This is a genomic window from Geotalea uraniireducens, assembly GCF_027943965.1.
GTDB classification, from domain to species: Bacteria; Desulfobacterota; Desulfuromonadia; order Geobacterales; family Geobacteraceae; genus Geobacter; species Geobacter uraniireducens.
Map to the genome: position 1 here is coordinate 3745090 of NZ_AP027151.1, position 22340 is coordinate 3767429.

At 66.0% G+C, this 22340-nt stretch carries 17 protein-coding genes; 8 read left to right on the forward strand and 9 right to left on the reverse strand.

Features of this window, described 5'->3' with window-relative positions; all coding sequences use genetic code 11:
• Positions 1-74: 74 nt before the first annotated feature.
• From QMN23_RS17515 to QMN23_RS17525, 3 genes are all read right to left on the reverse strand, one after another.
• Entirely contained in the window at positions 75-1685 is a 1611-nt protein-coding gene (locus QMN23_RS17515) for a hypothetical protein (protein WP_282000616.1), read from the reverse strand.
• 137 nt (positions 1686-1822) lie between these two features.
• On the reverse strand, positions 1823-3961 hold the full coding sequence (locus QMN23_RS17520; RefSeq protein ID WP_282000617.1) for a hypothetical protein: 2139 nt from the start codon (positions 3959-3961) through the stop codon (positions 1823-1825).
• 68 nt (positions 3962-4029) lie between these two features.
• The gene (locus tag QMN23_RS17525) at positions 4030-6441 is read right to left on the reverse strand and encodes a glycosyltransferase (RefSeq protein WP_282000618.1); all 2412 of its coding nucleotides are present in this window, start codon (positions 6439-6441) and stop codon (positions 4030-4032) included.
• 120 nt (positions 6442-6561) lie between these two features.
• Between QMN23_RS17525 and QMN23_RS17530 the strand changes: the two genes are divergently transcribed.
• The 3 genes from QMN23_RS17530 to arsB are packed head-to-tail and all read left to right on the forward strand — an operon-like array spanning position 6562 to position 8444.
• Positions 6562-6903: an ArsR/SmtB family transcription factor gene (locus QMN23_RS17530; RefSeq protein ID WP_282000619.1), complete on the forward strand. Its 342-nt coding sequence runs from the start codon at positions 6562-6564 to the stop codon at positions 6901-6903.
• Positions 6904-6953: 50 nt separating this feature from the next.
• On the forward strand, positions 6954-7367 hold the full coding sequence (locus tag QMN23_RS17535) for an arsenate reductase ArsC (RefSeq protein WP_282000620.1): 414 nt from the start codon (positions 6954-6956) through the stop codon (positions 7365-7367).
• A 12-nt stretch (positions 7368-7379) separates the two neighbouring features.
• Positions 7380-8444: an ACR3 family arsenite efflux transporter gene (gene arsB / locus QMN23_RS17540; protein ID WP_282000621.1), complete on the forward strand. Its 1065-nt coding sequence runs from the start codon at positions 7380-7382 to the stop codon at positions 8442-8444.
• Positions 8445-8546: 102 nt separating this feature from the next.
• Here the strand turns inward: arsB and bfr are convergent, their stop codons facing one another.
• Complete coding sequence (gene bfr, locus QMN23_RS17545; RefSeq protein WP_282000622.1) at positions 8547-9014, reverse strand: bacterioferritin; 468 nt, start codon at positions 9012-9014, stop codon at positions 8547-8549.
• Positions 9015-9124: 110 nt separating this feature from the next.
• Between bfr and QMN23_RS17550 the strand changes: the two genes are divergently transcribed.
• The 4 genes from QMN23_RS17550 (at position 9125) to QMN23_RS17565 (ending at position 12978) form a co-directional block, all read left to right on the forward strand.
• Positions 9125-9529 carry a pyridoxamine 5'-phosphate oxidase family protein gene (locus QMN23_RS17550; RefSeq protein WP_282000623.1) on the forward strand — a complete coding sequence of 135 codons (405 nt, stop codon included), beginning with the start codon at positions 9125-9127 and terminating at the stop codon, positions 9527-9529.
• Positions 9530-9559: 30 nt separating this feature from the next.
• Positions 9560-11260, forward strand: coding sequence for an adenosylcobalamin-dependent ribonucleoside-diphosphate reductase (locus QMN23_RS17555; protein ID WP_282000624.1), 1701 nt, complete (start codon positions 9560-9562; stop codon positions 11258-11260).
• Between the two features lie 76 nt (positions 11261-11336).
• Positions 11337-11594, forward strand: coding sequence for a GSU3128 family (seleno)protein (locus QMN23_RS17560; RefSeq protein WP_282000625.1), 258 nt, complete (start codon positions 11337-11339; stop codon positions 11592-11594).
• Positions 11595-11619: 25 nt separating this feature from the next.
• Positions 11620-12978, forward strand: a complete 1359-nt coding sequence (locus tag QMN23_RS17565; RefSeq protein WP_282000626.1) for an MATE family efflux transporter — start codon at positions 11620-11622, stop codon at positions 12976-12978.
• Positions 12979-12987: 9 nt separating this feature from the next.
• Here QMN23_RS17565 and QMN23_RS17570 read toward each other — a convergent pair whose 3' ends face one another.
• From QMN23_RS17570 to QMN23_RS17585, 4 genes are all read right to left on the reverse strand, one after another.
• Positions 12988-13659, reverse strand: a complete 672-nt coding sequence (locus QMN23_RS17570; RefSeq protein WP_282000627.1) for a YdbL family protein — start codon at positions 13657-13659, stop codon at positions 12988-12990.
• A 235-nt stretch (positions 13660-13894) separates the two neighbouring features.
• Entirely contained in the window at positions 13895-17431 is a 3537-nt protein-coding gene (locus tag QMN23_RS17575; RefSeq protein ID WP_282000628.1) for a hypothetical protein, read from the reverse strand.
• Between the two features lie 187 nt (positions 17432-17618).
• Entirely contained in the window at positions 17619-17903 is a 285-nt protein-coding gene (locus QMN23_RS17580; RefSeq protein ID WP_282000629.1) for an HU family DNA-binding protein, read from the reverse strand.
• 194 nt (positions 17904-18097) lie between these two features.
• Entirely contained in the window at positions 18098-20575 is a 2478-nt protein-coding gene (locus QMN23_RS17585; protein WP_282000630.1) for a penicillin-binding protein 1A, read from the reverse strand.
• 144 nt (positions 20576-20719) lie between these two features.
• Here QMN23_RS17585 and QMN23_RS17590 point away from each other — a divergent pair, with 144 nt between their 5' ends.
• Positions 20720-21769, forward strand: coding sequence for a DUF3187 family protein (locus QMN23_RS17590; protein WP_282000631.1), 1050 nt, complete (start codon positions 20720-20722; stop codon positions 21767-21769).
• A 22-nt stretch (positions 21770-21791) separates the two neighbouring features.
• Here QMN23_RS17590 and lspA read toward each other — a convergent pair whose 3' ends face one another.
• Complete coding sequence (gene lspA / locus QMN23_RS17595) at positions 21792-22277, reverse strand: signal peptidase II (protein WP_282000632.1); 486 nt, start codon at positions 22275-22277, stop codon at positions 21792-21794.
• Positions 22278-22340: the final 63 nt, after the last annotated feature.

A 22340-nucleotide genomic window follows, 5' to 3' on the forward strand; every position in this document is an offset into this window, starting at 1 on the left:
GCGGGAGGAAAAAAGACGGCCCCCGGAGGGGCCGCCGATCACACGGGAGGCAAACCAGGCGGCGGGGCCGCCGCTCAGCGGGAAACGGTGACGAAGATCGGGTTCGAGTAGAACCAGAGATCGGCATAGGCCTTGGCGGCGGTGTTCGGCCCGACCAGGTCGTCGATCAGCGGGTTGCCGGCGGCATCGGTTTCGTTCGGGGTATTCGGCGGGAGGTTGGTGCCGCGGAGCCGGAAGTACATGGCGTTCTTGACGTTCTTCAGCCGGTAGGTCACCGTCAGGAAGCCGTCGTCGTCTTTCTCGAAGTCGCCCCGGGTGAAGGTGGCGATGACTTTCGTGCTCTCGTTGGTGTCCTTGTCGTAGGCCGGGTTGAGGGTGACGCCGTCCGCCAGGTAGCGGCCGACCTTGCCGGTGACGGCGCCGGCAATCAGATCGATATGGTCCACGGCAACCGGATCACCGTTATTGTTCATCGCCGGGCTGCGGAAGCGAATTTTCAGGGTCACATCGCCCCCCTTGTTCAGCTGCAGCTCGCCGCCCATTGCGGCCTCGCGCTCATGAACCCGCAGCCGCCGCTTCTCCCGGTGCCGCTCCTGCTCGGCGAAGGACCTGCCGTCATTGGCCCGGGCGGTGAACTGGAGGGCGTTGATCAGATCGCCGTGAACGGCGAACGAGTTGCCGGAGCGGAGTCCATCGAGCAGTTCGCGGGGGGAGATGCTGCCGTCGCAATCCTCATCCGGGGCGAAGGTGTAGGACTTGGCATACTCCCCCGGCCAGAAGTCGCCGCCGGTGCTATGGAAGTCCGAGTCGACGAAGGTGTAGAAGTGCCGGCCTTCACCGAGCAGGGCGTCCCAGAGGCCGCCGACCCGGGCGATCATGTAATCGGCGCCGCCGTAGGTGCGGGCCAGCTCCGACGAGCCGCTGTAGCCGCCCCGGGCGCTTTCTTTCTGATGGCCGGGAATCCCCTCGAAGCCGAAGGCGACATCGGGCGCGGCGTTGTTGAAGTCGCGGATGTCGGCGATGGTGTACTTCAGGGCGCGGGAGGGATGGTTCAGCAGGAAGTAGCTCGCCTTGGGGAAGTTGTCTTCGAGCCACACCGCGCCGGCCACCGCCTTCTCGTGGCTGTTGGCCAGCTTGCCGCTCACCCCGAGGTAGCCGTCGCTGGTGGTGCCGCTGTCGCTGCCGTCAAAGAGATATTCGTGCTGGGCGATGGCCTTGCCCCCCTGTTCGGCCGGGCCGACGATCGCCACACTGGCATGCTCGTGGGTCGGCACGTTCCACTCGTACCCCTGGACGATCAGTTTGTCCGGCCAGCTGCTGCGGGCGGCGCTGATGATCGGGAACGAGTACTGCCAGAGCGACTGCCAGCGCCACATCTTGCCGGCGGGCGGGTTGCCGAGGAATTCGGTGTCGGCGGGCCAGGCCAGCCCCTGGGTGTTGCGGTTGTAGGCCCCGCCATGCTCGGAGTTGGCGATCCAGTCGAGGCCGAACTGGAAGGCATGCTCGAGCACCTCCGACTGCAGGTTGCTGCCGTCGGTCAAAAAGGTGTGATTGTGAAAATCGCCGGCCAGCCACCGGCCGCGCTGGTGTTCGGCAAATGCCGCGCCGCCGCTGCCGGCGATCACCGCCGCGCAGAGCGCCGCCGCCCCTACCATCCTCAGTCCGTTTCCCTGTCTCTTGTTCATAGCTGCTCCTTTCCTTTCCGTTGGTGTCGGATGTTCCGACTACTGGCGGCAGGTTAGCAGAGCCATATTAAGATGCGGTTAATGGTCTGTAACAACTGGATTACCTGCGGCGCATCCCGCTCGTCCCCCTCCGGCCCTCAGAAGAGCAGGCTTTCCAGGCCGAGGGTCTTGCGGAAATTCCACAACTTCATGAAAAAGGCATCGAATCGTCGCCGGCGGACCTGCTCCTCCTCCCGCTGCCAGAAGAACAGCTCGCTCACCGGGTAGAGATAGCCGAAGTCGTAGGCGGTAAGATCCGGCCGGCGCCGGGCGATCAGGTCGACCGGGTAACGGTAGACCGCTTCCTGCTCCCGGACCAGTCGTTGGGCCTCTTCCCGAACGGCGGCGGCCCGGGCAAGGTAGTGGGCGGCGGCGGCCGCGGTCGGCTGCCACCAGTGGGGCGCCGCCCGTTGCGCCACCAGCGCCCGGAGGGTCAGGGCCCGGTGCCGGGCGCGAAGGGCCGTGACCTGCAGACCACGGAGCAGCTCGCGGCGAAGCGCCTGCGCCTCGCCGGCGGCCCGGCCGGGGGCGCGAGGCGTTTCCCGCTCGAACTCCTCGAGCCGGTCAACCAGGGCGCCCATCGCCGTGGCGTACTCCTCGAGGCGGGCCACCGGCCCCTGCAGGATGGCCGCCGCCTGCCGGTCGGAGGCATCGTGGAGCAGCCAGCCAAAGCTGAAGGGGGGCTCCGGCTGGAACGGTTCGTCGAAAGGGGGCGGCAGCTCGGAGAACGGCGCCAGGGCCGGCAGGTAACGGAGCAGTTCCGCCCCTTTCAGGTAACGATCCTGGAGGCGGAGCGCCTGCCGCCACCTGGCCTGCTGCCAGCTCTCGGGGACGAGATCGTCGAGGACGCTGAGCGGCCCGTCCGGCACCGGGCGGCCATCGAGCCGGTAGCGCCACGACCAGCGGGCGATGCTCCAATCGGTCAGCCAGTAGCCCCACTCGCAGCCGGAGCTGAAGGTCAGGTGACCGGTCACCCCCGCCCGTTCCATGCTCGCCATGTCCGACCAGCGGGCCTCCAGATAGGGGAGGAGGAGGAGCGGCACCGAGTTGTCGAAGGCGACCCAGTAGGCCGATTCGGGCCAGTACCAGGTCTCCCGTCGCCGGCTTTCCTGCCGGGCCCGCGCCATCATGAAGCGCTGGTTGACGTTGCCGTAGACCGGCGCATTCGCCTCGGTGGCGGAGTAGCACATGACGGTATGGATCAGCACCCCGCACTGCCGCTCCTCGGGAGCGAGTGGCAGCGGGCTGCCGACGGCTTCGACCGCCCGCTCCTGCCGGTTGCGGATCACGTGGGTGGCGAGCAGCAGCCGGGTCCGGTAGCGGCCGGTGATCTCGCCGATCAGGTACCGCTTCAGGCCGCTGAAGACCCCGGCGAGGTCGGGAAGGTACTCGCCCAGCGCCGGCTCGACGGTGACGAAATCCCACGGCACCTGGAAGAGCCAGGCCAGGTTCCGGTCCACCTGACGGCGGTAGGGGACGGGGCGGAGCGGCTTGAAGAGCTGGAATGCCTGCTGCTGGAGCATGCAGAACGACACCTCGACGCCGACGCGGACGCCTCGCCGGTGGGCGTAGGCGACGATTGCCCGGGCATGGGCCGGCCAGCGGGCCCGGTCCACCCCGCGCAGGAGGTAGAACTGCAGGGTGTTCTGGCCGTTGCGGGCCAGCCAGTCGAGGTACTCCTCCACCGCGGCAAGGGCGCCGGGAGAGTCGGGATCGTTGAGCGGCCCGGCCAGCTCGATCGGATGGAGGGTATGGAGGTGAAAGCCGCGGCTGGCGAAGCGGGGAACAGCCTGCCAGCTGAAGCGGGCGGGAAGCGGCCAGCGCCGGTAGGCGGGGATGATCGTCCGGCGGGGGTGGTAGAAACGGAAGCCGAGCTGCTCCTGGAGGAGCCCGTAAAGGGCGGCAGCGGCGCCGCGGGGCGAGCGGACCGTGGCCCGGAGGACGATCCCGCCGGCAGCGGGAGTCGAGCGCCAGCGGTAGGCCTCACCCGGCTGCCGGGCAGGCCGGGCGAGCTCGAGGACGAGCCGGACCCGGGCGGTCGGGTCGTTGCAGGCGACCCGGGCAGCGGGAAAGGCCCGCCGCAGCAGGGCGAGCGTATCGTCGACGGCGCTCTGCGCCACCGGATCGGCAAGGAGTGCCGCCGGGGCGATGATGCTCAGGGACTCCCGCTCAGCGGCGGCAGTGCCGGAAGTGCAGAGCAATACGAGGATGACGAAAAGACAACGGCAGCGGATCATGGAGGGGTGATGGCGGGGTTCGCGGGCCGAACGCAGCGCAGCGCGGCGCGGGCGGGGCCGGGCGCCGCTCAGCCGTTGGCCGCGCGATGGTGCTGGCGGAGGATGGTGCTGTAGGCGTCGTCGGTGGCCGCCGCGCCCGCCTCGGTGAAGGCCCGGGCCTGTTTCCCCATCAGCGCGAGGGTGGCGGGATCGTTGAGGAAGAAGCGCATGGCGTTGACCAGCCCTTCCCGGTCGATCTCTTCGACGACCAGCCCGGTCTCGCCATCCATCATCAGCTCCTTCGGCCCCCCCGCGGCGGAGACGATCACCGGCAGCCCGGAAGCCTGGGCTTCGAGGACGACGTTGCCGAAGGTGTCGGTGGTGCTCGGAAAGACGAAGACATCGGCCGAGGCGTAGCACTCCTGCAGCTCCGCTCCCGCCAGGTAGCCGGTGAAGAGCACCGGATAGCCCGCCAGCCGCTCTTCGAGCTCCCGTTTGTAGGGGCCGTCGCCGACAATCACCAGCTGGGCGCCACGATAGGTCTCGCTGACGGCGCTGAACGCCTCGGCCAGGAGTTCCAGGTTCTTCTCCCGCGAGACCCGGCCGACGTAAAGGAAACGGACCCCCTCGCCGAGCCCGTACGGCTCCCAGTAGCGCGGATTCCGCCGCGCCGGGGTGAAGGCGGCGGGATCGACCCAGCGGGGGAGCGGCCGGGTCTTCGCCGCCGGGATTCCCTGCTCGATCAGCTGCGCCCGGGTGCTGGCGGAGGGGACCATGATCTCCCCCATCTGGCTGTAGAACCAGACCATGTAACTCCAGGCGGCCTTCTCCAGGATCTCGTCGTTGGTCAGGCTCTTCACGTACTGGGGGATGTCGGTGTGGTAGGTGCCGGCCACCGGGATATCCATCAGCCGGGCGACTAGCAGCGCCAGCAGGCCGACGGTGCCGGGGGTGCTGATGTGGATGCTGGTAAACCCTTCCCGCTCGAAGTAGTCGATCACGTCGAGGATCGGCGGGAAATGGAGCTTGATCTCCGGGTATTCGGGGAGGACGAAATCGCCGACCGAGCGGAAGTTCATCACCCCGTCGGCATAGCCGGTCTCAGCGGGCGAGGCGGTGATCACTGTCAGCTCGATGCCGCGCTGGCGGGCGGTTTCGATCAGTCGCTTGATGGTGATCGCCACGCCGTTGATCTCGTGCAGCGTATCGGTGAAGAGGGCGATCTTCTCCCGCCGCCCCGCCGCCCCGGAGAGCGCGAAGCGGTCGTCCAGCTCCGCCATCAGTCCCTTGCCGCGGTGCTGGTGGTGAAAGGAGACGTAATAGGGGGAGATGAGCAGGTGGACGAGGCCGATGGTGCTGAAGGACTGGAAGAGGTCGAACAGCCCGGTCTTCAGCGAGACCCGGGTCAGCCGTTCGGTGTAGAGATAGATCATCCGGTTGGCGAGGTAGCTGGTAATGGCGAAAATCTTCCGGTTGCGGGTCTCGCTGTCGATCTTTTTCAGGAAGGCCGGGTCGTTCAGCAGCCGCCGCGCCTCCCGGTCGAGCAGCTGCTCGAAGCTGGCCCCCTCCCGGCTCTCGTACACTTCGGGGAGATTCTTCCGGACGAAGAAGCGGATCTTCTCCACCAGCGACATCGGCTCGGCCCCGGCGGCGAAAAATCGCTTCAGCAGGGCGTTGACGAACGGGGTGGCGCGATTCTCGCCCCGCTTCAGCCGCTCGCGGTAGAAACTGTAGCCGATGCCGTAGATGCTGTGGGCGAGGGTCAGCGGATCGCCGTCGTCTCCCTCGGCCCAGGAGCGCCGGCCGAGGACCTCGGCGATGAACTCCCCGCGGGTCTCCCCCCGGGCCACCGCCGTCCGGGCCTGGCCGATGAACAGCCCGCCGTGATCGTCCGACCCGCCGACCATCCCCTTGCGCCACGGCTCCGCACCGACCGGTTCGAGGCGGTGCTTGTCCGCCAGGTGGGCGAGCCGTTGCGGAGTCAGGGACGCGAGCAGTCGCTCGGTAAAGGCGTTGAACCGCCCGGCGCGGGCGCCGTTTTTCACCTCGAAGATATTGAACAAAAGCAGCGCCTTTTCGATGTGCTCGGCGGTGAGCTTCTCGTTCTGGGCGTAGAGCGGATGGGCGAGAAAGTGGGCGATGGTGCGAACCTGCAGGTAGGTGGTCAGTTCGTAGATGTTTTTCCGCAGCTGCATCAGATCGCGGTAGATCGCCTCGGTGATGTCGAGGACCACCACGTGGACCTTGCAGTTGTCCTCGGGGAAATAGGCGGTCACCTCGACGCTGATGAAGGTGGCGGGAAGGTGGGCGATCTCCAGAGCACCGGTGATGGTATTGTGGTCGGTGATGGTGACGTAGTCCATCCCCAGACCGCGGGCCGTCGCGTAGAGATGCTGCGGCGAGGTGAAGCTCTCCGGGCAGTTGAACTTCCGCAGCGCCCAGTAGGTCGGCTTGTTGGAATGGCTCGAATGGACATGCAGATCGGCTTTGTATGTTTTCATGCTGCCGATTATGCCGTGGCAATATTACAAAGCCGTTGCCCGGCGGTTAATTATTCGTGAACGCCGGGGCGGCACAAAAATTCCCTTGCCTCCATCCGTTTATCCGGATATAAACTAAGCATGCGCGATCTGGCCAGACTGTTTCATTCCCTCGAAGACGAAACCCGGCTGCGAATCCTGGCCCTCCTTCTGGCGACCGGTGAACTCTGCGTCTGCGACCTGATCGCCGCCCTGCAGCTCCCCCAGTCGACGGTCTCCCGGCACCTGGCCCACCTGAAGAACGCCGGCTGGCTCAAAGACCGCCGGGAAGGGGTCTGGATTTACTACGCCATCGAGCCGGCGCTGCCGACCCTCCACGACACGCTGCTCCCCGCCCTGCGCGCCTGCCTTCGGGAAAGCGACCACGGTCAGGCCGACCTGGCGCGGTTGCAGGGGTTCGGCGCAGGCAATCGCTGCGCCTGATTTTTTTTGTCGGCATACATTCGTCTATCCGGATTCAAGAAAGGGTTTCCATGAAAAAACGCGTGCTGTTCCTCTGTACCGCCAATTCCTGCCGCTCCCAGATGGCGGAAGGGTTGATCAACCACTATATCGGCGACCGGTTCAGCGCCTCTTCCGCCGGCACCAGGGCGACCGCCGTCAATCCGCGGGCGATCCGGGTGATGCGGGAACTCGGCATCGACATCGCGCACCACCGCTCAAAGGAACTGGGCGAATTCGCCGGCGAAACCTTCGACTATGTCATCACCCTCTGCGACAGCGCCAACGAACAGTGCCCGCTCTTTTTCGGCGGCGTCACCCACACCCATCTCGGCTTTGCCGACCCGGCCGGGGCGACGGGGAGCGAAGCGGAGATCGACGAGGCGTTCCGCCGGGTCCGGGACGACCTCAAAGAACGGCTGCTCGCCTTTTTCCGGGCGAACTGAGCGGAGGGGGCCATGTCCGTAAAATTGCCGTTTCTCGACCGCTTCCTCACCCTCTGGATCTTTGCCGCCATGGCGCTCGGGGTGGCCCTCGGCTACTTCGTCCCCGGCAGCGAGGCGTTCATCGACCGCTTCCGGGTCGGCACCACCAATATCCCGATCGCCGCCGGCCTGATCCTGATGATGTACCCCCCCTTCGCCAAGGTGAAATACGAGGAACTGCCGGAGGTCTTCCGCGACCGGCGGATCCTCGGCCTCTCGCTGGTGCAGAACTGGCTGATCGGCCCGGCGCTGATGTTCGTGCTGGCCGTCGTCTTTCTCCCCGACAAGCCGGAGTACATGGCCGGGCTGATCATGGTCGGCCTGGCCCGCTGCATCGCCATGGTGATCGTCTGGAACGAACTGGCCAAGGGGAATACCGAATACGCGGCGGGGCTGGTGGCGTTCAACAGCATCTTCCAGGTGCTCTTCTACAGCGTCTACGCCTGGTTCTTCATCACGGTGCTGCCGCCGCTGTTCGGCCTGGCGGGGAGCGTCGTGGCGGTGAGCATCGGGCAGATCGCCAAGAGCGTCTTCGTCTACCTGGGGATTCCGTGTCTGGCGGGGGCGCTGACCCGGCTCGTCGGCGTGAAGCTGCGGGGAAAAGCCTGGTACGAGCGGCAGGTGCTGCCGAAGATCGGCCCGTTGACCCTGATCGCCCTTCTCTTCACCATCGTGGTGATGTTCGCCCTCAAGGGGAACCTGATCGTCCAGCTCCCCTTCGACGTGGTCAGGATTGCCATCCCCCTGGGGATCTACTTCATCCTGATGTTCGTCGGCTCGTTCTATCTCGGCAGGAAACTGGGGGCCGACTACTCCCGGACCACCACCCTCGCCTTCACTGCCGCCAGCAACAACTTCGAGCTGGCCATCGCCGTGGCGGTGGCGGTCTTCGGCCTCAACTCCGGGGCGGCCTTCGCCGCGGTGATCGGGCCGCTGGTGGAGGTGCCGGTGATGATCGGCCTGGTCAACGTCGCCTTCCGGTTCCAACGCCGGTATTTTCCCGCCGGCGAACCGGCCGACACACCAGCAGACCGGTAGCGGCACAAGCAGGCGCAAAGGTCTGCCAGACGATAAAAACGCCGGGACCTCGATGGTCCCGGCGTTTTGCCGTCTGCCCCGGCCGGCGGCACCGACGCCCGGTCAGTCGAGCTGTTCCGCCAGGTAGGCCGGCACCCCCATCTGCCGCAACTGGTCCAGCTGGGCCTCGATCTCGTCGATATGCCCCTCCTCTTCGCGGAGAATCCCTTCCAAAAGCTCCCGGGTGCCGTTGTCCCCCACCTCCACCGCCACCCGGATGCTCTCGTTGTATCCCCGGATCGCCCCCTCTTCGGCGGCATGATCGTTCTGGTGCATCTTCGGCACCTCGTCGCCGATGTGCATCTTGTTCAGGTTGCTGACGATCGGCCGCCCTTCGAGAAAGAGAATCCGGGCGATCAGTTTCTCGGCATGCTTCATCTCGTCGATGGCCCGCTTTTCGATGCTCTTGTGCTGCCGCTCGTACCCCCAGTTGTCGCACATCTCCGCATGCACCATGTACTGGTTGATGGCCGTCAGCTCTTCGGCAAGCCGACTGTTCAACTGGTCGATGATCCGCTCGTTTCCTTTCATCCGCCACCTCCGCCCCGCGAAATGTCCCTGTCGCCAAACCGCGGCAAGGCCCTGCTTTTATGGTATTATTACCGACAGCGGAATTTCTTCAAGGGAAGGAGACCACGGAGATGTTCAGCGAAGAAATCAAGGACTTCATCGACCGGTCGCCGATGGCATTCGTCGCCTCGGCGGACCAGGCCGGCACCCCCCACCTGGCGGCGGCCCGCAACCTCCGGGTGCTCGATGACGACCACTTGGTGTTCGAGAACTGGTTCTGTCCCACCACCCTGGCCAACGTCACCCGCAACCGGCGGCTGGCGGTGGCGATCGCCACCCCCGACGCCACGGTGGGGTTCCAGTTCCTCGGCACGGTGAGCGAGGCACTCGACACCGCCATTCTCGATGGCTACCTCCCCGGCGGCGAAGCGCCAGGCTTCCCCCAGTCGCTGACCAGGCTGGTGATCCGGGTCGAGACGGTGCTGCCGTTTGTCGCCGGGGTCCATGCCGACGGTGCGGGCGACCGGCGGGAGTAAGCGGCTGATCCCGCGGAGGAGGCCGGACCGATGGAGCTGTCAGCAAACGCCCTTGCCGTGCTGCACGCGCGGTACCTGCTCAAGGATGAACGGGGGCGGGTGATCGAATCGCCCCGGGAGATGTTCGGCCGGATCGCCCGGACCATCGCCGCCGTCGAAAAGCGCTATCCCAACGGCAATGCGCCCTGCTGGGAAGAGCGGTTCTTCCAGTTGCTCAGCACGCGCCGTTTCCTCCCCAACTCGCCAACGATCATGAACGCCGGCAAGCCGGCCGGCCAGCTGGCCGCCTGCTTCGTCCTGCCGGTGGACGATTCGCTGACCGGCATCTTCGAAACGCTGAAGAACGCGGCGCTGATCCTGCAAAGCGGCGGCGGTACCGGCTTCTCCTTCTCCCGGCTCCGCCCCCGCCGGGATATCGTCCGCTCCACCGGCGGCATCGCCAGCGGTCCCGTCTCGTTCATGAAGATCTACAACTCGGCAACCGACGTGATCAAGCAGGGAGGAGCGCGGCGTGGCGCCAACATGGGGATTCTCCGCGTCGACCACCCGGATATCGTCGAATTCATCCGGATCAAGCGGACCGCCGCCGAACTGGCCAACTTCAACATCTCCGTCGCCGTCACCGACCGGTTCATGGCCGAATTGGCGGCCGACGGCACCTACGAGCTGGTCAATCCGCGCTCGGGAGCGGTGACCGGCACGGCGCGGGCCCGGGAGGTCTTCGACGAGATCGTGACCAGCGCCTGGGAGACCGGCGACCCGGGGGTGATCTTCATCGACCGGATCAACCGGGCCAACCCGACACCGCAGCTCGGTAGCTTCGAGAGCACCAACCCCTGCGGCGAACAGCCGCTGCTCCCCTACGAGGCGTGCGTCCTCGGCTCCCTCAACCTCGCCCGTTACGCCCGGGACGGCGCCCTGGATTACCCCGCCCTCGGCGATGCCGTCCGGACCGCCGTTCGCTTCCTCGACAACACCATCGACGCCAACAGCTATCCCCTCCCGGCCATCGAGGCGATGCACAAGGGGAACCGGAAGATCGGCCTCGGCGTCATGGGGTGGGCGGACCTGCTGGTCCTCCTCGGCCTGCCGTACAACCACCCGGCGGCCTTCGCCCTGGCCCGGACGGCGATGAAGTTCATCCGCGACACCGCCCGCCAGGCCTCGGCGGCGCTGGCGGCCGAGCGGGGGCCGTTCCCCAATTTCGCCCGGTCGATCTATGCCGCCCAGGAGCTGCCGCCGCTGCGGAATGCCACCGTCACCACCATCGCCCCGACCGGCACCCTGGCCCTGATCGCCGACTGCTCCAGCGGCATCGAACCGTATTTCGCCCTCGCCTACAAACGGCTGGTCCTCGACCGCGAGCTGACCGAGGTCAACCGGCTCTTCCTCCGGTTTGCCGAAGAACGGGGCTTCGCCTCGCCGGAGCTGCTCCGGGCGATCGAGCGCCGCGGTTCACTGCGAGGAGTCCGCAGCATTCCGACCGGGGTGCGCCGGCTCTTCCGGACCGCGCTGGAGATTCCCCTCGAAGACCACATCGAGATGCAGGCCGCCTTCCAGGAATACACCGACAATGCGGTTTCCAAGACCATCAACCTCCCCCACCGGGCGACCCGCGAGGATGTGGCGCGGGCCTACCGGCTTGCCTATGCCAGGGGATGCAAGGGGGTGACGGTCTTCCGCTACGGGGCGAAGAAGGGAACGTTGGTGAAATTTGCCGATGTCGACTGAAGCGGTCGTGAAAAAGAGTTGCATCACGGCCTGACAGGCGCCATAGTGGTGCCGGGACCGTACCGGAGGGACGACCATGCAGATCAGGAAACGAATTCTCGATTTCGAGTACGAAGAAGTGCTGGATGCCAAGACCCGGGAGCTGATCCGGGTCGGCTGCGCGGTGGCGGTGGGGTGCCCCACCTGACTGAAGAAACACTTCGCGGCAGCGAAGGAAGCGGGGGCGTCAGCCGCCGAACTGAAGGAAGCGCTGGCCTACGGGGTGATCGCCCCCTCCGGCCGGGCCAAGAATTTCGTCCAGGGGCTGGCCGCCGACCTGGGCATCGACGACTGAGCAGCGAGGAGACGGGATAAGGAGCATGGCAGGTAGAAGCTTGAGCGAACGGGGCGCCCGCCGCCGGACCAAGCGGGTCTCCATCCGCCGCAACGTCATCAGCCTCTCCCTGCCGGTGTTGCTCTCTTCGCTCTTCCAGCGGCTGGTCGCCATCGTCGACATCTTCCTGGTCGGCGGGCTGGGCGCGGCGGCCATCGCCGCCACCGGCCTGGGCCAGCTGCTGGTCCTGGTCACCATGACCGTCTTCTGGGGGCTGGCCACCGGCACGACCGTTGTAGTCGCCCACCTCTGGGGGAGCGGCCGTCGCCGGGAGGCGAAAAGCGCGGCATTCGCCGCCTGCCTGGTCTGCGTCGCCATGACCATGGTCGCCTCGGCCCTCGGCGGCCTCTACGGCGACCGGCTGGCAGCCTTTCTCGGTGCCCGCCACGAGGTGCTCACCCTGGCGGCGGGCTATATCCGGCTCGTTTTCATCTATCTGGCCTTTACCACCGGCCTCAACATCCTCTCGGCAATCATGCACGGCATCGGCAACACCCGGACGCCGATGCGGGCGATCATCCTGGTCAACATCCTCCATGTCCTGATCGCCTGGCCGCTGATCTACGGCGCGTTCGGCCTCCCCCGTCTCGGCGTCACCGGCGCCGCCTTCGCCATCAATGCCTCCGAATGCATCGGCTTTCTCTACCTGCTGTTCCGGGCGATCCGACTGCGTTACCTGCGCCCCGGGCGCCCCGACCCGACCCTCTTCCGGCGAATCTGGCGGGTCGGCTGGCCGGTGGCCCTGGAACGGGTCGCCCAGCAGAGCGGCCAGCTCTTCTACGCCAAGCTGATCATCGGCTACGGCACGGCGGCCTACGCCGCCCACCAGATCGGCGTCTCCATCGAGTCGCTCTCCTTCATGCCCGGTGCCGGGATGGGAATTGCCGCCGCCACCCTGATGGGACAGGCGCTCGGCGCCCGGAAGATCCGCCGGGCGCGGATCAGCCACCGCGAAGCCCTCCGGCTGGCGGTGATCGTCATGGGGACGATGGCGATCGTCTTCCTCACCTGCCCCGCCTTGCTGATCGGCCTCTTCACCACGGACCCGGCGGTGATCGACAAAGGGATCGTCTTCCTCCGGCTGGTCGCCTTCGCCCAGCTGCCGCTGGCCGTTTCCTTCGTCTACGCCGGCAGCCTGCGCGGGACCGGCGACACCTTTTACGTCTTCCTCGTCACCCTTGCCGCCATGTGGGGCATCCGGGTCTGCTTTTCCTGGCTCGCCGCCGACTGGCTCCACCTCTCCCTCTATGCCGTCTGGGGGGTATTCGTGGTCGACTGGTACGCCCGGGCGCTCGCTTTCTGGGGCCGCTACCGCCAGCGGGACCTGCACGCCGCCATCATCTGACCGGTGCCGCTATTTCTGGACCCACCGGCCGTTGGCCAACTGGACCCACCAGCCGGGTCGCGCCTCTTCCCGCCGGGTATCGGCGTAGGTCGCCGCCGCCTTGCCGAGCACCTGGTTGATCGCCGCCTTGCTCTCCTTCTGCTTGTTGAGCTTGATGATCGCCCGGGCCATCCCGGTGATCACCGTCTTGCGGTTGTCGTTTTCCGCCTTGACCAGCGCCTCGGTCTGGGCGGAGCTGCGCCCCTTGTCGCGGACCGTCACCAGCCCCTGGTTGGTCTCGCCGACCACCCCGCTGGTCCGCAGCGCATCGAGCTGCGGCAGGCGGGCCCGCATCTCGTCATAGGCCCGCAGTACATCGGGCATGCTCGACAGCTCGATGGCCAGTTCGTCGGCATAGTTGTCGGCCGCCCAGGCCTGGGAGACAAAGGAGATCGAAGGGAGCCGGTCGAAGAGCCGGCTCTGGGGCGTACTCGTACCCGGCTCGGCCGGCTGTTCCGCCGGCGGTTTGGCGGTTGGCGAACTGCTCTGCTCGTCGCCCGGCTTGAGGAGCATTTCGTCAAGGGACTTGTAGGCATCCTTGACCGCCTTTTCTGGGAAATAAACGTTGACGGTGATAATGGCACACGCCGCCAGCATACTGCACAGCCCGGTCACGACCCACTTGAGCATTGTTCGCATCATATCTTCCTCCTGTCAGCAGAGATCACCCGTGCACTATACCACATCGGCCGACCGTTGGCACCCCGCCGGCAACCGCTGAAAAAATCCAACCTGATTATCACCACACTTCCGCCACCGTCCCCCCTCCCATCACGGGGGAGGACGTATTAGTGCCTGCGGCAGCTTGACACCAAGCGGCAAAACCATTGTCGGACCGATCTTGCGCAGCTGCTCGCGCCGTATTCCTTCGGCCTTGTCAGTCCCGCCAGTTGAACTGGGTATCGGCCGGCGCCTCTCCGGCCGGCTCGGCACCCCGCACCGCTTTCCCCCGCGCCGCTGCCTCCCGGATCGCGCTGAAGAGATGGTCGAGGGCGATCCGGTTCTGCAGCGGCGCCACCGTGACGCTCAGATCCCGGATACCGAGGAAATCGGTATGGGAGATGTCGAGGGTGGTGAAGGTCAGGAAACCGCCTTCCAGGTAGGCGCTGAGCTCTCCCCGATCATAGGGCCGGTCGTTGCGGAAAAAGAAGCCGCGCAGCTTCTTGCCGGCCAGCCGCTGGAGGAACTCCTTGGAGAGAAGCATCCGCTCCTGCTTCCCCTTACGGGCCCAGAGATCGGTAAAGCCGCGCAGCCCGGCCAGTCCCGATCCTTCGCCATAGAGGCTGACGCCGCCGTCAAGACGCCCCGAAACATACCCCTGGATCTTCGGGATCGCGCTGCAGAGCTGTTGCAGGCTCATCCCGTCCACCAGGAGATCACCGCCATAGGCGATCCCGCGGCGCAACGCCACGAAGCCACGGCCGAAAATGGCCCCGTCATAGAAGCGGGAGCGAAGCGCGACGATCCGGACGATACCGTCCCCCTCCTGCAGCACCATCGTCGTTTCGCCCAGATTGAGCGGCCCGAAACGGACCGCACCGATCGTCAGCTCCCGCCCGGCGGCCGGCCGGGCCAGTTGATCGCGGAGCGCCGGGAAACGGGCCCGGGTGAAGGTGGTCGCCTCGGGAGGGCGGTGAAGTTGGGGAGCGGCGGAATCATAGTCGACGGGAATCGTTCCGGAAATATCCCCGATCACCAGCCGCTGGGAGGGGACCTCCAGCCGCACCCCGGCCAGGGAAAGGGCGCCGTCGACCTTCACCGCCGGGCCGTTGACTGCCGCCAGCCCGGCGACAGCGACGGTTCCGGCCACCGTCGCCTCCTGGATCATCCGGGGAAGAATGTTGACCACCGGATCGATCAGCTCGTTGACGGGGGTCGGCGCCAGCGAAAAGGCGACGGTCCCCTGCCGCTGCGGCGTCATCAGCTGCCCGATCCGCCCCTTGAGCCGGACGGCAACGGCCTCGCCGGCCGTCACCACGGCATCGTCGACGGTCAGCGCCGCGCCGGCATACTGGCCCGTCAGCCGCAGCCCGCCGTCGCTGAGGATGCTTTTCCCCCCCGCCCCGGCCAGGGCGACCTGTGCCAGTTGCACGGCTCCCCGGCAGTCGAGGCCGGTCGCTCTCCCGTAATGGCCGGTAACGGTACCGGTCGCCTGCCCGCCGGTCACCGTCACCCCCTTCTTGCCGGCCAGCATCCCCTGCAGTGGCCCGAGGCCCGCCTTGGTGACCGTCGCCGCAAAAGCCAGCTCCGGCTTGCTCCACCCCTGGCTGGCAACCAGCCGGGCAGTAACCGGCCCGCCGGCCACGGTCCCGGCCAGCTCGGCCGTACCGCCATCCTCGGCCAGCGCGAACCGGACGAGGCCCGAGGCCAGCGGCTGACCGCGCACCGCCAGTTGGCCAAGGGAGAGCGAACCATCCCCCGCCGGCCAGTTCCGGCCATCCCGCCGGCGGAGCGCCCCCTGCCAGCTGCCGGCGAGGCCGGTGATCGTCAGCTGATCGCGGCTGACCGTCCCCCCGTTCAGGCTGACGGCCAGCGGACGGTCACCGCCGCTGCCGGCGGAGCGGGGAAGCAGGCGAAAACGGATCGCCGCAGCGCCGAAGTCGGTCGTCGCCACCCGGAAACGGCCGGCGGTCAGCGCCAGCGAGCTGCCGTCGAAACTGAACAAGGAACGGGCGGCAGCGGTGGTCCGATCCCAGGCGATGCCGGTACCGCTCAGCGTCCCGTCGCCCGTCATGGCCCCACGACGCCGGCTGAAGCGAAGGGCAACCCGCCCGTCGCCGACGGTCAGCCGATGGCTGCGGAGTTCTCCCTGCCAGCCGGTGGCATTGATGGCTGCCGTTCCTGCCAGGGTGGCAAGGTTCGCCCCCTGCACCGCCAGCGAAGCCGACACCCGGCCAGTGGGCGACTTGACGCCGTAGCGCTCCAGGAATCCGGCCAGGCCGGCCAGGGGCGCCTCGGCCAGCCGGAGTTCGCCGTGCAGCGGGGTGGCGGTGCCTGGGGCAAAGGTTGCAGCGCCGGTCAGCGTCAGACCGGCGAAGCGGGCGGTCACCGGGGCCGTCTCGATCAGCAGCGGCCGCAACCGCTCCGAGAGCCTGACAACCAGCGGCAGTTCGAGCCGGGAGAGGGGAACGGTCCGATCGGCAGCGGCAGCGACCAGCCGGCCCCGGGCGATAAGTTCGCCGCCGGCGTGTTCAAAGGTCACCACACCGCCGACGGCCCGGCAAAGCGGCCGACCATCCAGGGAGAGCGCACCGTCCTGCAGGAACAGATCGCCGGACAGCGTGCCGATGCCGCGCCGGGCACTCCCCGTCAGCCGGAGGCCATGGCTGCCGAGCCGGCCGGCAAGGGCGACCCGCCGCGCCACCGCCGCCGGCAGCAGCAGCGCCGCCAGCCGCTGGAGCTCGACCTCGGCCAACCGGCCGCTAATAGTGAATTCCCGCGCGCCGCGCACCCCTTGCACCGTGCCGGCCAGCCGGGCCGCCAACAGCTTGTCGACGGCAATGTCGAGGCTCTCCAGCCGGGCCTCGTCGGTGGCGGGGCGATACCAGCCGCGGCCGGCGAGGCGCACAGAGAGCGGTACCGGTCGCCCGGCAAGCGGGACGGTCAGGTTACGGACCTCCGCCTCGGCTGCCAACGAATAGCGGCCGCTCCGCAGGGCAGCGGTAAGCTGCAAGCTTCCCGCTGCCGTTGCCAACGCCGACGAAGGCACGCCACGCACCAGCCCGGCGAAAGGGGCAAGAGCGAGCTGCGGGGCATCGAGCCGGAGCGCAAAATCCGGGGTGGCGCCCGGGCGGAAATCACCCCGTAGGGTATAGCGGTTCCCCGCATGATCGCGGCAGGAGAGATCGACCGTCCCCTCGCGGCTCCCGCGCGACGCCAGCTCGCGCAAGCGCAGGGAAAGGCCCTGCACCCCGTAGCCGACCCCCCGGACAGCCCCGTCACGGATCTGCAGCACCCCGATCCGGACCTCGGCCCCCCGCCCCTTTGCCTTGGTCGGCCGGCGCAGCCCCGCCACATTCCAGATACCGGCGCGGTTCCGCAACAGTTCGAGCGTTGGCCGCTCCAGCTCGACGCGCCGGAAGACCGGCTGGCCCCGCAGCAGAGCCGGCCACTGTGGCGCGATCACCACGGCCTCAGCGGTCGCCAGCCGGCCGGCCGGGAAGCCGGACGGGTTATCAACGGCCACGCCGCGGATGACCAGCGAATCGCCCCGCAGTTCCAGGCCGGCAATCCGGACCGGGTAATGGAGATAGCCGGTCAGCAGTCGGCCGAGCTGGGGAGCGGCAAAGGTGGCGAGATAGATTTTCAGGAGGATGGCCAGGGCAAGCACGATCAGCACGAGCGCTGCCAGCAGGCAGGCTGCCAGGCGCCCGAATCGCCGGGACGTGTGGCTTGGTTCAGCAGAGCGCGGCATCGATCATCTTCCCCCTGACGGAGACTTTAATCGGCAACGAGGGGATTGGCAAGGGGCAAGGATAAAACGGACGACGGGGCGGCCGGAAAACGGGCCCGGATAAAGAAAAAGCCCCGATCAGGCGGGGCTTTCTCATTTCGCTGCAGAGTCAACCATTGCGTCGCCCGAAACGGGCGGTCGGCAGAGATTATTTCTTCTTGCCAGCAACGGCGTCCTTGAGGGCTTTGCCCGGACGGAACTTGGGAACCTTGGCGGCAGCGATCTTGATTTCCTTACCGGTCTGGGGGTTACGGCCGGTGCGGGCCTTGCGGGTGGATACCTCGAAACTCCCGAAGCCGACCAGGGTAACTTTGTCACCCTTTTTCAGCGCATCGCCGACAGCGCCAATGAAGGCACCAACAGCCTTGTCAGCAGCTGCCTTGGTCAGGTTGGCAGATTTCGCTACAGCATCCACAAGTTCTGCTTTGGTCATGGTCAACCCTCCTTTTTATGATAATTCACGGAATACTATAGACAGAAATTTCCACTTTGCAAGGGATTATTTACGGAAATGAAATTTTTTTATCCGCCGGAAACCGTTGTCACAAAAGGACTTATGGCTCCCACCCCCCTCTCAACCCCCGTCAATCGGCGTCGTCGATTCATAACACTATAAAATCATTACAACTATTGCGCATCATCCGCCGCCGGCGCATCGCTATCATAGCTCTTCGGCTCGGTCCCGGCCGCGAACCCCTCGACGATCGCTCCCGGCGCGCCATCGCGCGCCAGCTTGCCCGTTTGAGGATCGATGGTGGCAAAGGTAATATCCGACGGCGCCGTAAAATTCTTCACCGGCAGCCGGGCAACCGCCTGTTTCATGAATTCGGTCCAGATCGGCGCCGCCGCCTGGCCGCCCGATCCCCCGGCCCCGAGGGAGCGTTCCTGATCATAGCCGACCCAGACGCCGGTTACCAGTTGCGGTACATAGCCGATAAACCAGGCATCCTTCATATCGTTGGTGGTACCGGTCTTCCCGGCCACCGGCCGGCCGAGCGCCCGGGCCCGTTGTCCGGTGCCGCTGGTGACGACACTTTCCATCAGATTGGTAATGATGTAGGCGGTTTCCGGCGAGATGACCGGGACGGCGGCTGGCCCGCGCTCGCTGCCGGCAGCCGGCGCTGGAGCCTGTGCCGGCGCCGTTGCCCCATCCCCGTCGACAACCGTCGCCGAGGAGTTGTTGGTCATCACCGGGATCACCGGAGGCGCCGTCTCCTCCAGCACCTTCCCGTCGCTGTCCTCCACCTTGGTAATGAAATAGGGGGTGGTCCGGTAGCCGCCGGAGGCGAAGACCGCGTAGGCCGAGGTCAATTCGAGGGGGGTAAGGCTCGACGAACCGAGCGCCAGGGTCAGGTTGGCCGCCAGCGGCGAGGTAATGCCGAGTTTCTTGGCGTAATCGATCGCGTAGTCGACGCCAATCTGTTCGAGGATCTTCACGCTCACCACGTTGATCGAGTTGGTCAGCGCCTCACGCATCGTGACGTTGCCGCGGTAGATATTGTCATAGTTCTTCGGCCGCCAGGCCTTTTCCTGGCCGCTGTCATACTCGACGGGGGAATCGTCGAAGATGGTGGCGGGCGTCAGCCCCTTGTCGAGGGCGGCCGCATAGATCAGCGGCTTGAAAGCCGACCCGGGGTTGCGGCGCGCCTGGATCGCCCGATTGAACTGGCTCTTGTGGAAATCGTAGCCGCCGACCATCGCCCGCACCGCCCCGGTCCGGGGATCGATCGACACCACCGCGGCCTGGGCCTCCGGCTCCTGATCGAGGGCCAGCACCGCCCCGGCCTTGTTGACATCCGGGGTAATGACGCTAACCAGGACCACGCTGCCGAGCGGCAGGAATTTCCCTTTGCCTTCCTGTTTGCCCCAGCTGTTGACCAGTTGGAGCTTGCCCGCCCAGGCCATGTTTTTCCGCGACAGGATGCCGGTCCGGTCGCCGACCCGGACCGTCGCCTCACCCTTGGCCGGGTTCACCGCCGTCACCACCCCTTGGTAGGTGCTCCCCTCCTTGAGGCTGGCCGTGTCGATGCCATCTTCCACCTTCCGGCAGAAGTCGTCGACCTCCGTCTCGGCAAGGTAGCGAAGCGGGCCGCGGAACCCCTGGCGCTTGTCGACGTTCTTCAGGCCGGTCACCACCGCTTCGTAGGCCGCCTTCTGCATCGCGCCGTCCATCGTCGTATAGATCCGCAGCCCTTCCTTGTACAGCTTGTCCATGCCGTACTTCTCTTCGAGCTGAATCCGGATGTGCTCGAGGAAATAGGCCGACTGGTCGCTGTTGACCGTTTTCATCGACTTGATGACGATCGGCATCGCCCGGGCATGCTCCGCTTCCGCCTGGGTGATATATCCCTCCTTGACCATCCGGTCGAGGACGTACGCCTGGCGCTCCTTGGCCCGATCCAGGTGCTTGATCGGCGAATAGTAGTTGGGCGCCTTGGGGAGGCCGGCCAGCATCGCCATCTCCGCCAGGTTCAGCTGGTCGACGTTCTTGCCGAAGTAGGTCTCCGCCGCCACCTGCACCCCGTAGGAACCCGCGCCGAGATAGATCTGGTTCAGGTAAATATAGAGGATTTCGTCCTTGGAGAGCCGTTCCTCCATCCGTTTGGCAAGGATCGCCTCCTTGAACTTGCGGGAGAACTTCTTCTCCGGAGTGAGAAGCATCGACTTGGCCACCTGCTGGGTGATGGTGGACGCCCCCTCCTTCTTGCTCAACGACAGGAGGTTCTTGACGGCCGCCCGGAGAATCCCCACATAGTCGAGCCCCTTGTGTTGATAAAAGTTGGCATCTTCCGCGGCGACAAAAGCCTGGATCAGCTGGCGGGGAATCTTGTCCACCGGGACGACGATCCGCCGCTCCAGGTAAAATTCGCCCACCAGGCTGCCGTCGTCGCCGAACACCTGGGAAACGATCGGCGGCTTGTAATCGGCCAGGCGATCGACCCGCGGCAGCGAGTTGTACAGGAAAAACAGGTAACCGGCTAGTGCGAGCAGCCCGATTCCACCGATGATCGAGGCTGTCACGAGAAAAATTTTTAATGGACTTTTTCCTTGCCGCCGGTTTATGTTCCGGGAGGCGGGGTTCTGCCGACCGTTGTACAACGCCATAAAACATCTCCAAGCCGTTGAAATGCAGGCTATTACGTGCTATCTGATCACCATAGCCCAGATCGCCGCGCCAGTTCAAGAAGTTTGTGGCCGGGCGCGGGACGGGGCGAGTGGTGACATGCGACGAACAGGAGGGATACCCGAATGACGAGTTGCCCAAAAAAACAGAAGTTTTGGCCGCGGATGGCGGCACCGCTCCTCACCTCTGCAGGCATCGCCCTAGTGGCTGCCTTGACCGGAGCCCCGGCGCTCGCCATGGAGATCACTCCGTTCCGGGTCGTCAACATGAGTCCGCTGGTGCAGATTTTCGGCCTGCCGGTGCCGGACAGCGCCCGCGTCCTGCAGCCCAATCAAGGCGAGGTGTCGCTCTCCGTCAACCTGGCCAACAATTTTGCCATTGACGAAAACAACCACGAGGCGATCACGCTGGATGGAGAAACCTACCGGGGGGCGCTCGACCTCCGCTATGGCCTGGCCCGGCGCTTCGAGGCGGGGATCGAAATCCCGGTAGTCGCCCAGAGCGGCGGCTTTCTCGACGGCTTTATCGAATGGTTCCATCGGACCTTCGGCTTCAACAACGGCGGCCGGGATGAGGTGCCGCGCGACCGACTCCTCTACCGCTACGAGCGGGATGGCAGCGACCGGCTGGTCATGGACGACGGCGGCGTGGGGCTGGGGGACATTCGTTTGACGGGGGGGATGCAGCTTTACGACGAACAGACCGAGGCGCCCCGCTCGCTTTCCCTGCGGGCGGCGCTCAAGCTACCTACCGGCAACAGCCACAAGCTGCGCGGCAGCGGCAGCGTCGACTTTTCACTCTGGCTCAACGGCAGCGACGATTTTCGCCTCGGCCCGGCAGGACATATGACCATTTTCGGCTCCGCCGGCGGGACGGTGATGAGCGACGGCGACGTCCTGAAGGATCAGCAGCGCAACCTGGCGGCCTTCGGCGCCGCCGGCTTCGGCTGGAGCCCGGCCGACTGGATCGCCTTGAAGGCCCAGGCGCTCTGGCACACCTCCCTCTACCGGGACAGCGAGCTGCGGGAGTTAGGCAACGACACCATCATGGGAACCATCGGCGGCACGCTGGCCTTTACCGAGCGGACCAGCCTGGATCTCGGAGTTTCTGAGGATTTGAGCGTAAAAACCGCCCCCGACGTCACCTTCAACTTCGCCCTGCATCATCGGTTCTGAGCGGCGCCACGCGCCGGGCGGATCAGGCTTTTCCGTGCCGCCGCTCTTCGCGGAGCATGTCGAACGCCAGGAGGGCAACGCCGACGCAGATGGCCGAATCGGCAACGTTGAAGGCGGGCCAGTGGTAAGTGCGCCAGTAGACATCGAGGAAGTCGATCACTTCGCCGAGCCGGACCCGGTCGATCAGGTTGCCGAGGGCACCGGCAAAGATCATTGCCAGCGCGACCGCCGCCAGCGTCTGGTCGTCCCGCAGTTTCCGGTAGGCGAAAATGATCACGACCAGGGCGGCCAGCGAAATGCCGATAAAGAACGGCAGCCGGTAACTGAAGCCGGAAAGAAAACTGAAGGCAGCGCCCCGGTTGCGCATGTAGGTGATACTGAACAGGCCGTCGATGACCGGCCGGGACTGGTAAAGCGCCATGCTCCGGTCGATCAGGATCTTGGTCGCCTGGTCGAGGCCAAGGATCAGCACGGTCACGGCCAGCAGGATTAGGTAGCGTGGTTTCATAGCGGCAATCTTTCGTCAGTCGGACGGAAAACGCGCCGGCGGTCTCGCCGCCGGCGCCGTGGT

Bases quoted from the DNA above. Each gene is read 5' to 3' on its own strand.
- QMN23_RS17570 (WP_282000627.1), bottom strand. From the start codon at position 13,659: ATGATGCGAACAATGCTCAAGTGGGTCGTGACCGGGCTGTGCAGTATG.
- arsB (WP_282000621.1), top strand. From the start codon at position 7,380: ATGTCCGTAAAATTGCCGTTTCTCGACCGCTTCCTCACCCTCTGGATC.
- QMN23_RS17525 (WP_282000618.1), bottom strand. From the start codon at position 6,441: ATGAAAACATACAAAGCCGATCTGCATGTCCATTCGAGCCATTCCAAC.
- QMN23_RS17565 (WP_282000626.1), top strand. From the start codon at position 11,620: ATGGCAGGTAGAAGCTTGAGCGAACGGGGCGCCCGCCGCCGGACCAAG.
- QMN23_RS17575 (WP_282000628.1), bottom strand. From the start codon at position 17,431: ATGCCGCGCTCTGCTGAACCAAGCCACACGTCCCGGCGATTCGGGCGC.
- QMN23_RS17515 (WP_282000616.1), bottom strand. From the start codon at position 1,685: ATGAACAAGAGACAGGGAAACGGACTGAGGATGGTAGGGGCGGCGGCG.
- bfr (WP_282000622.1), bottom strand. From the start codon at position 9,014: ATGAAAGGAAACGAGCGGATCATCGACCAGTTGAACAGTCGGCTTGCC.
- QMN23_RS17550 (WP_282000623.1), top strand. From the start codon at position 9,125: ATGTTCAGCGAAGAAATCAAGGACTTCATCGACCGGTCGCCGATGGCA.
- QMN23_RS17580 (WP_282000629.1), bottom strand. From the start codon at position 17,903: ATGACCAAAGCAGAACTTGTGGATGCTGTAGCGAAATCTGCCAACCTG.
- QMN23_RS17585 (WP_282000630.1), bottom strand. From the start codon at position 20,575: ATGGCGTTGTACAACGGTCGGCAGAACCCCGCCTCCCGGAACATAAAC.
- QMN23_RS17520 (WP_282000617.1), bottom strand. From the start codon at position 3,961: ATGATCCGCTGCCGTTGTCTTTTCGTCATCCTCGTATTGCTCTGCACT.
- QMN23_RS17530 (WP_282000619.1), top strand. From the start codon at position 6,562: ATGCGCGATCTGGCCAGACTGTTTCATTCCCTCGAAGACGAAACCCGG.
- lspA (WP_282000632.1), bottom strand. From the start codon at position 22,277: ATGAAACCACGCTACCTAATCCTGCTGGCCGTGACCGTGCTGATCCTT.
- QMN23_RS17535 (WP_282000620.1), top strand. From the start codon at position 6,954: ATGAAAAAACGCGTGCTGTTCCTCTGTACCGCCAATTCCTGCCGCTCC.
- QMN23_RS17555 (WP_282000624.1), top strand. From the start codon at position 9,560: ATGGAGCTGTCAGCAAACGCCCTTGCCGTGCTGCACGCGCGGTACCTG.
- QMN23_RS17590 (WP_282000631.1), top strand. From the start codon at position 20,720: ATGACGAGTTGCCCAAAAAAACAGAAGTTTTGGCCGCGGATGGCGGCA.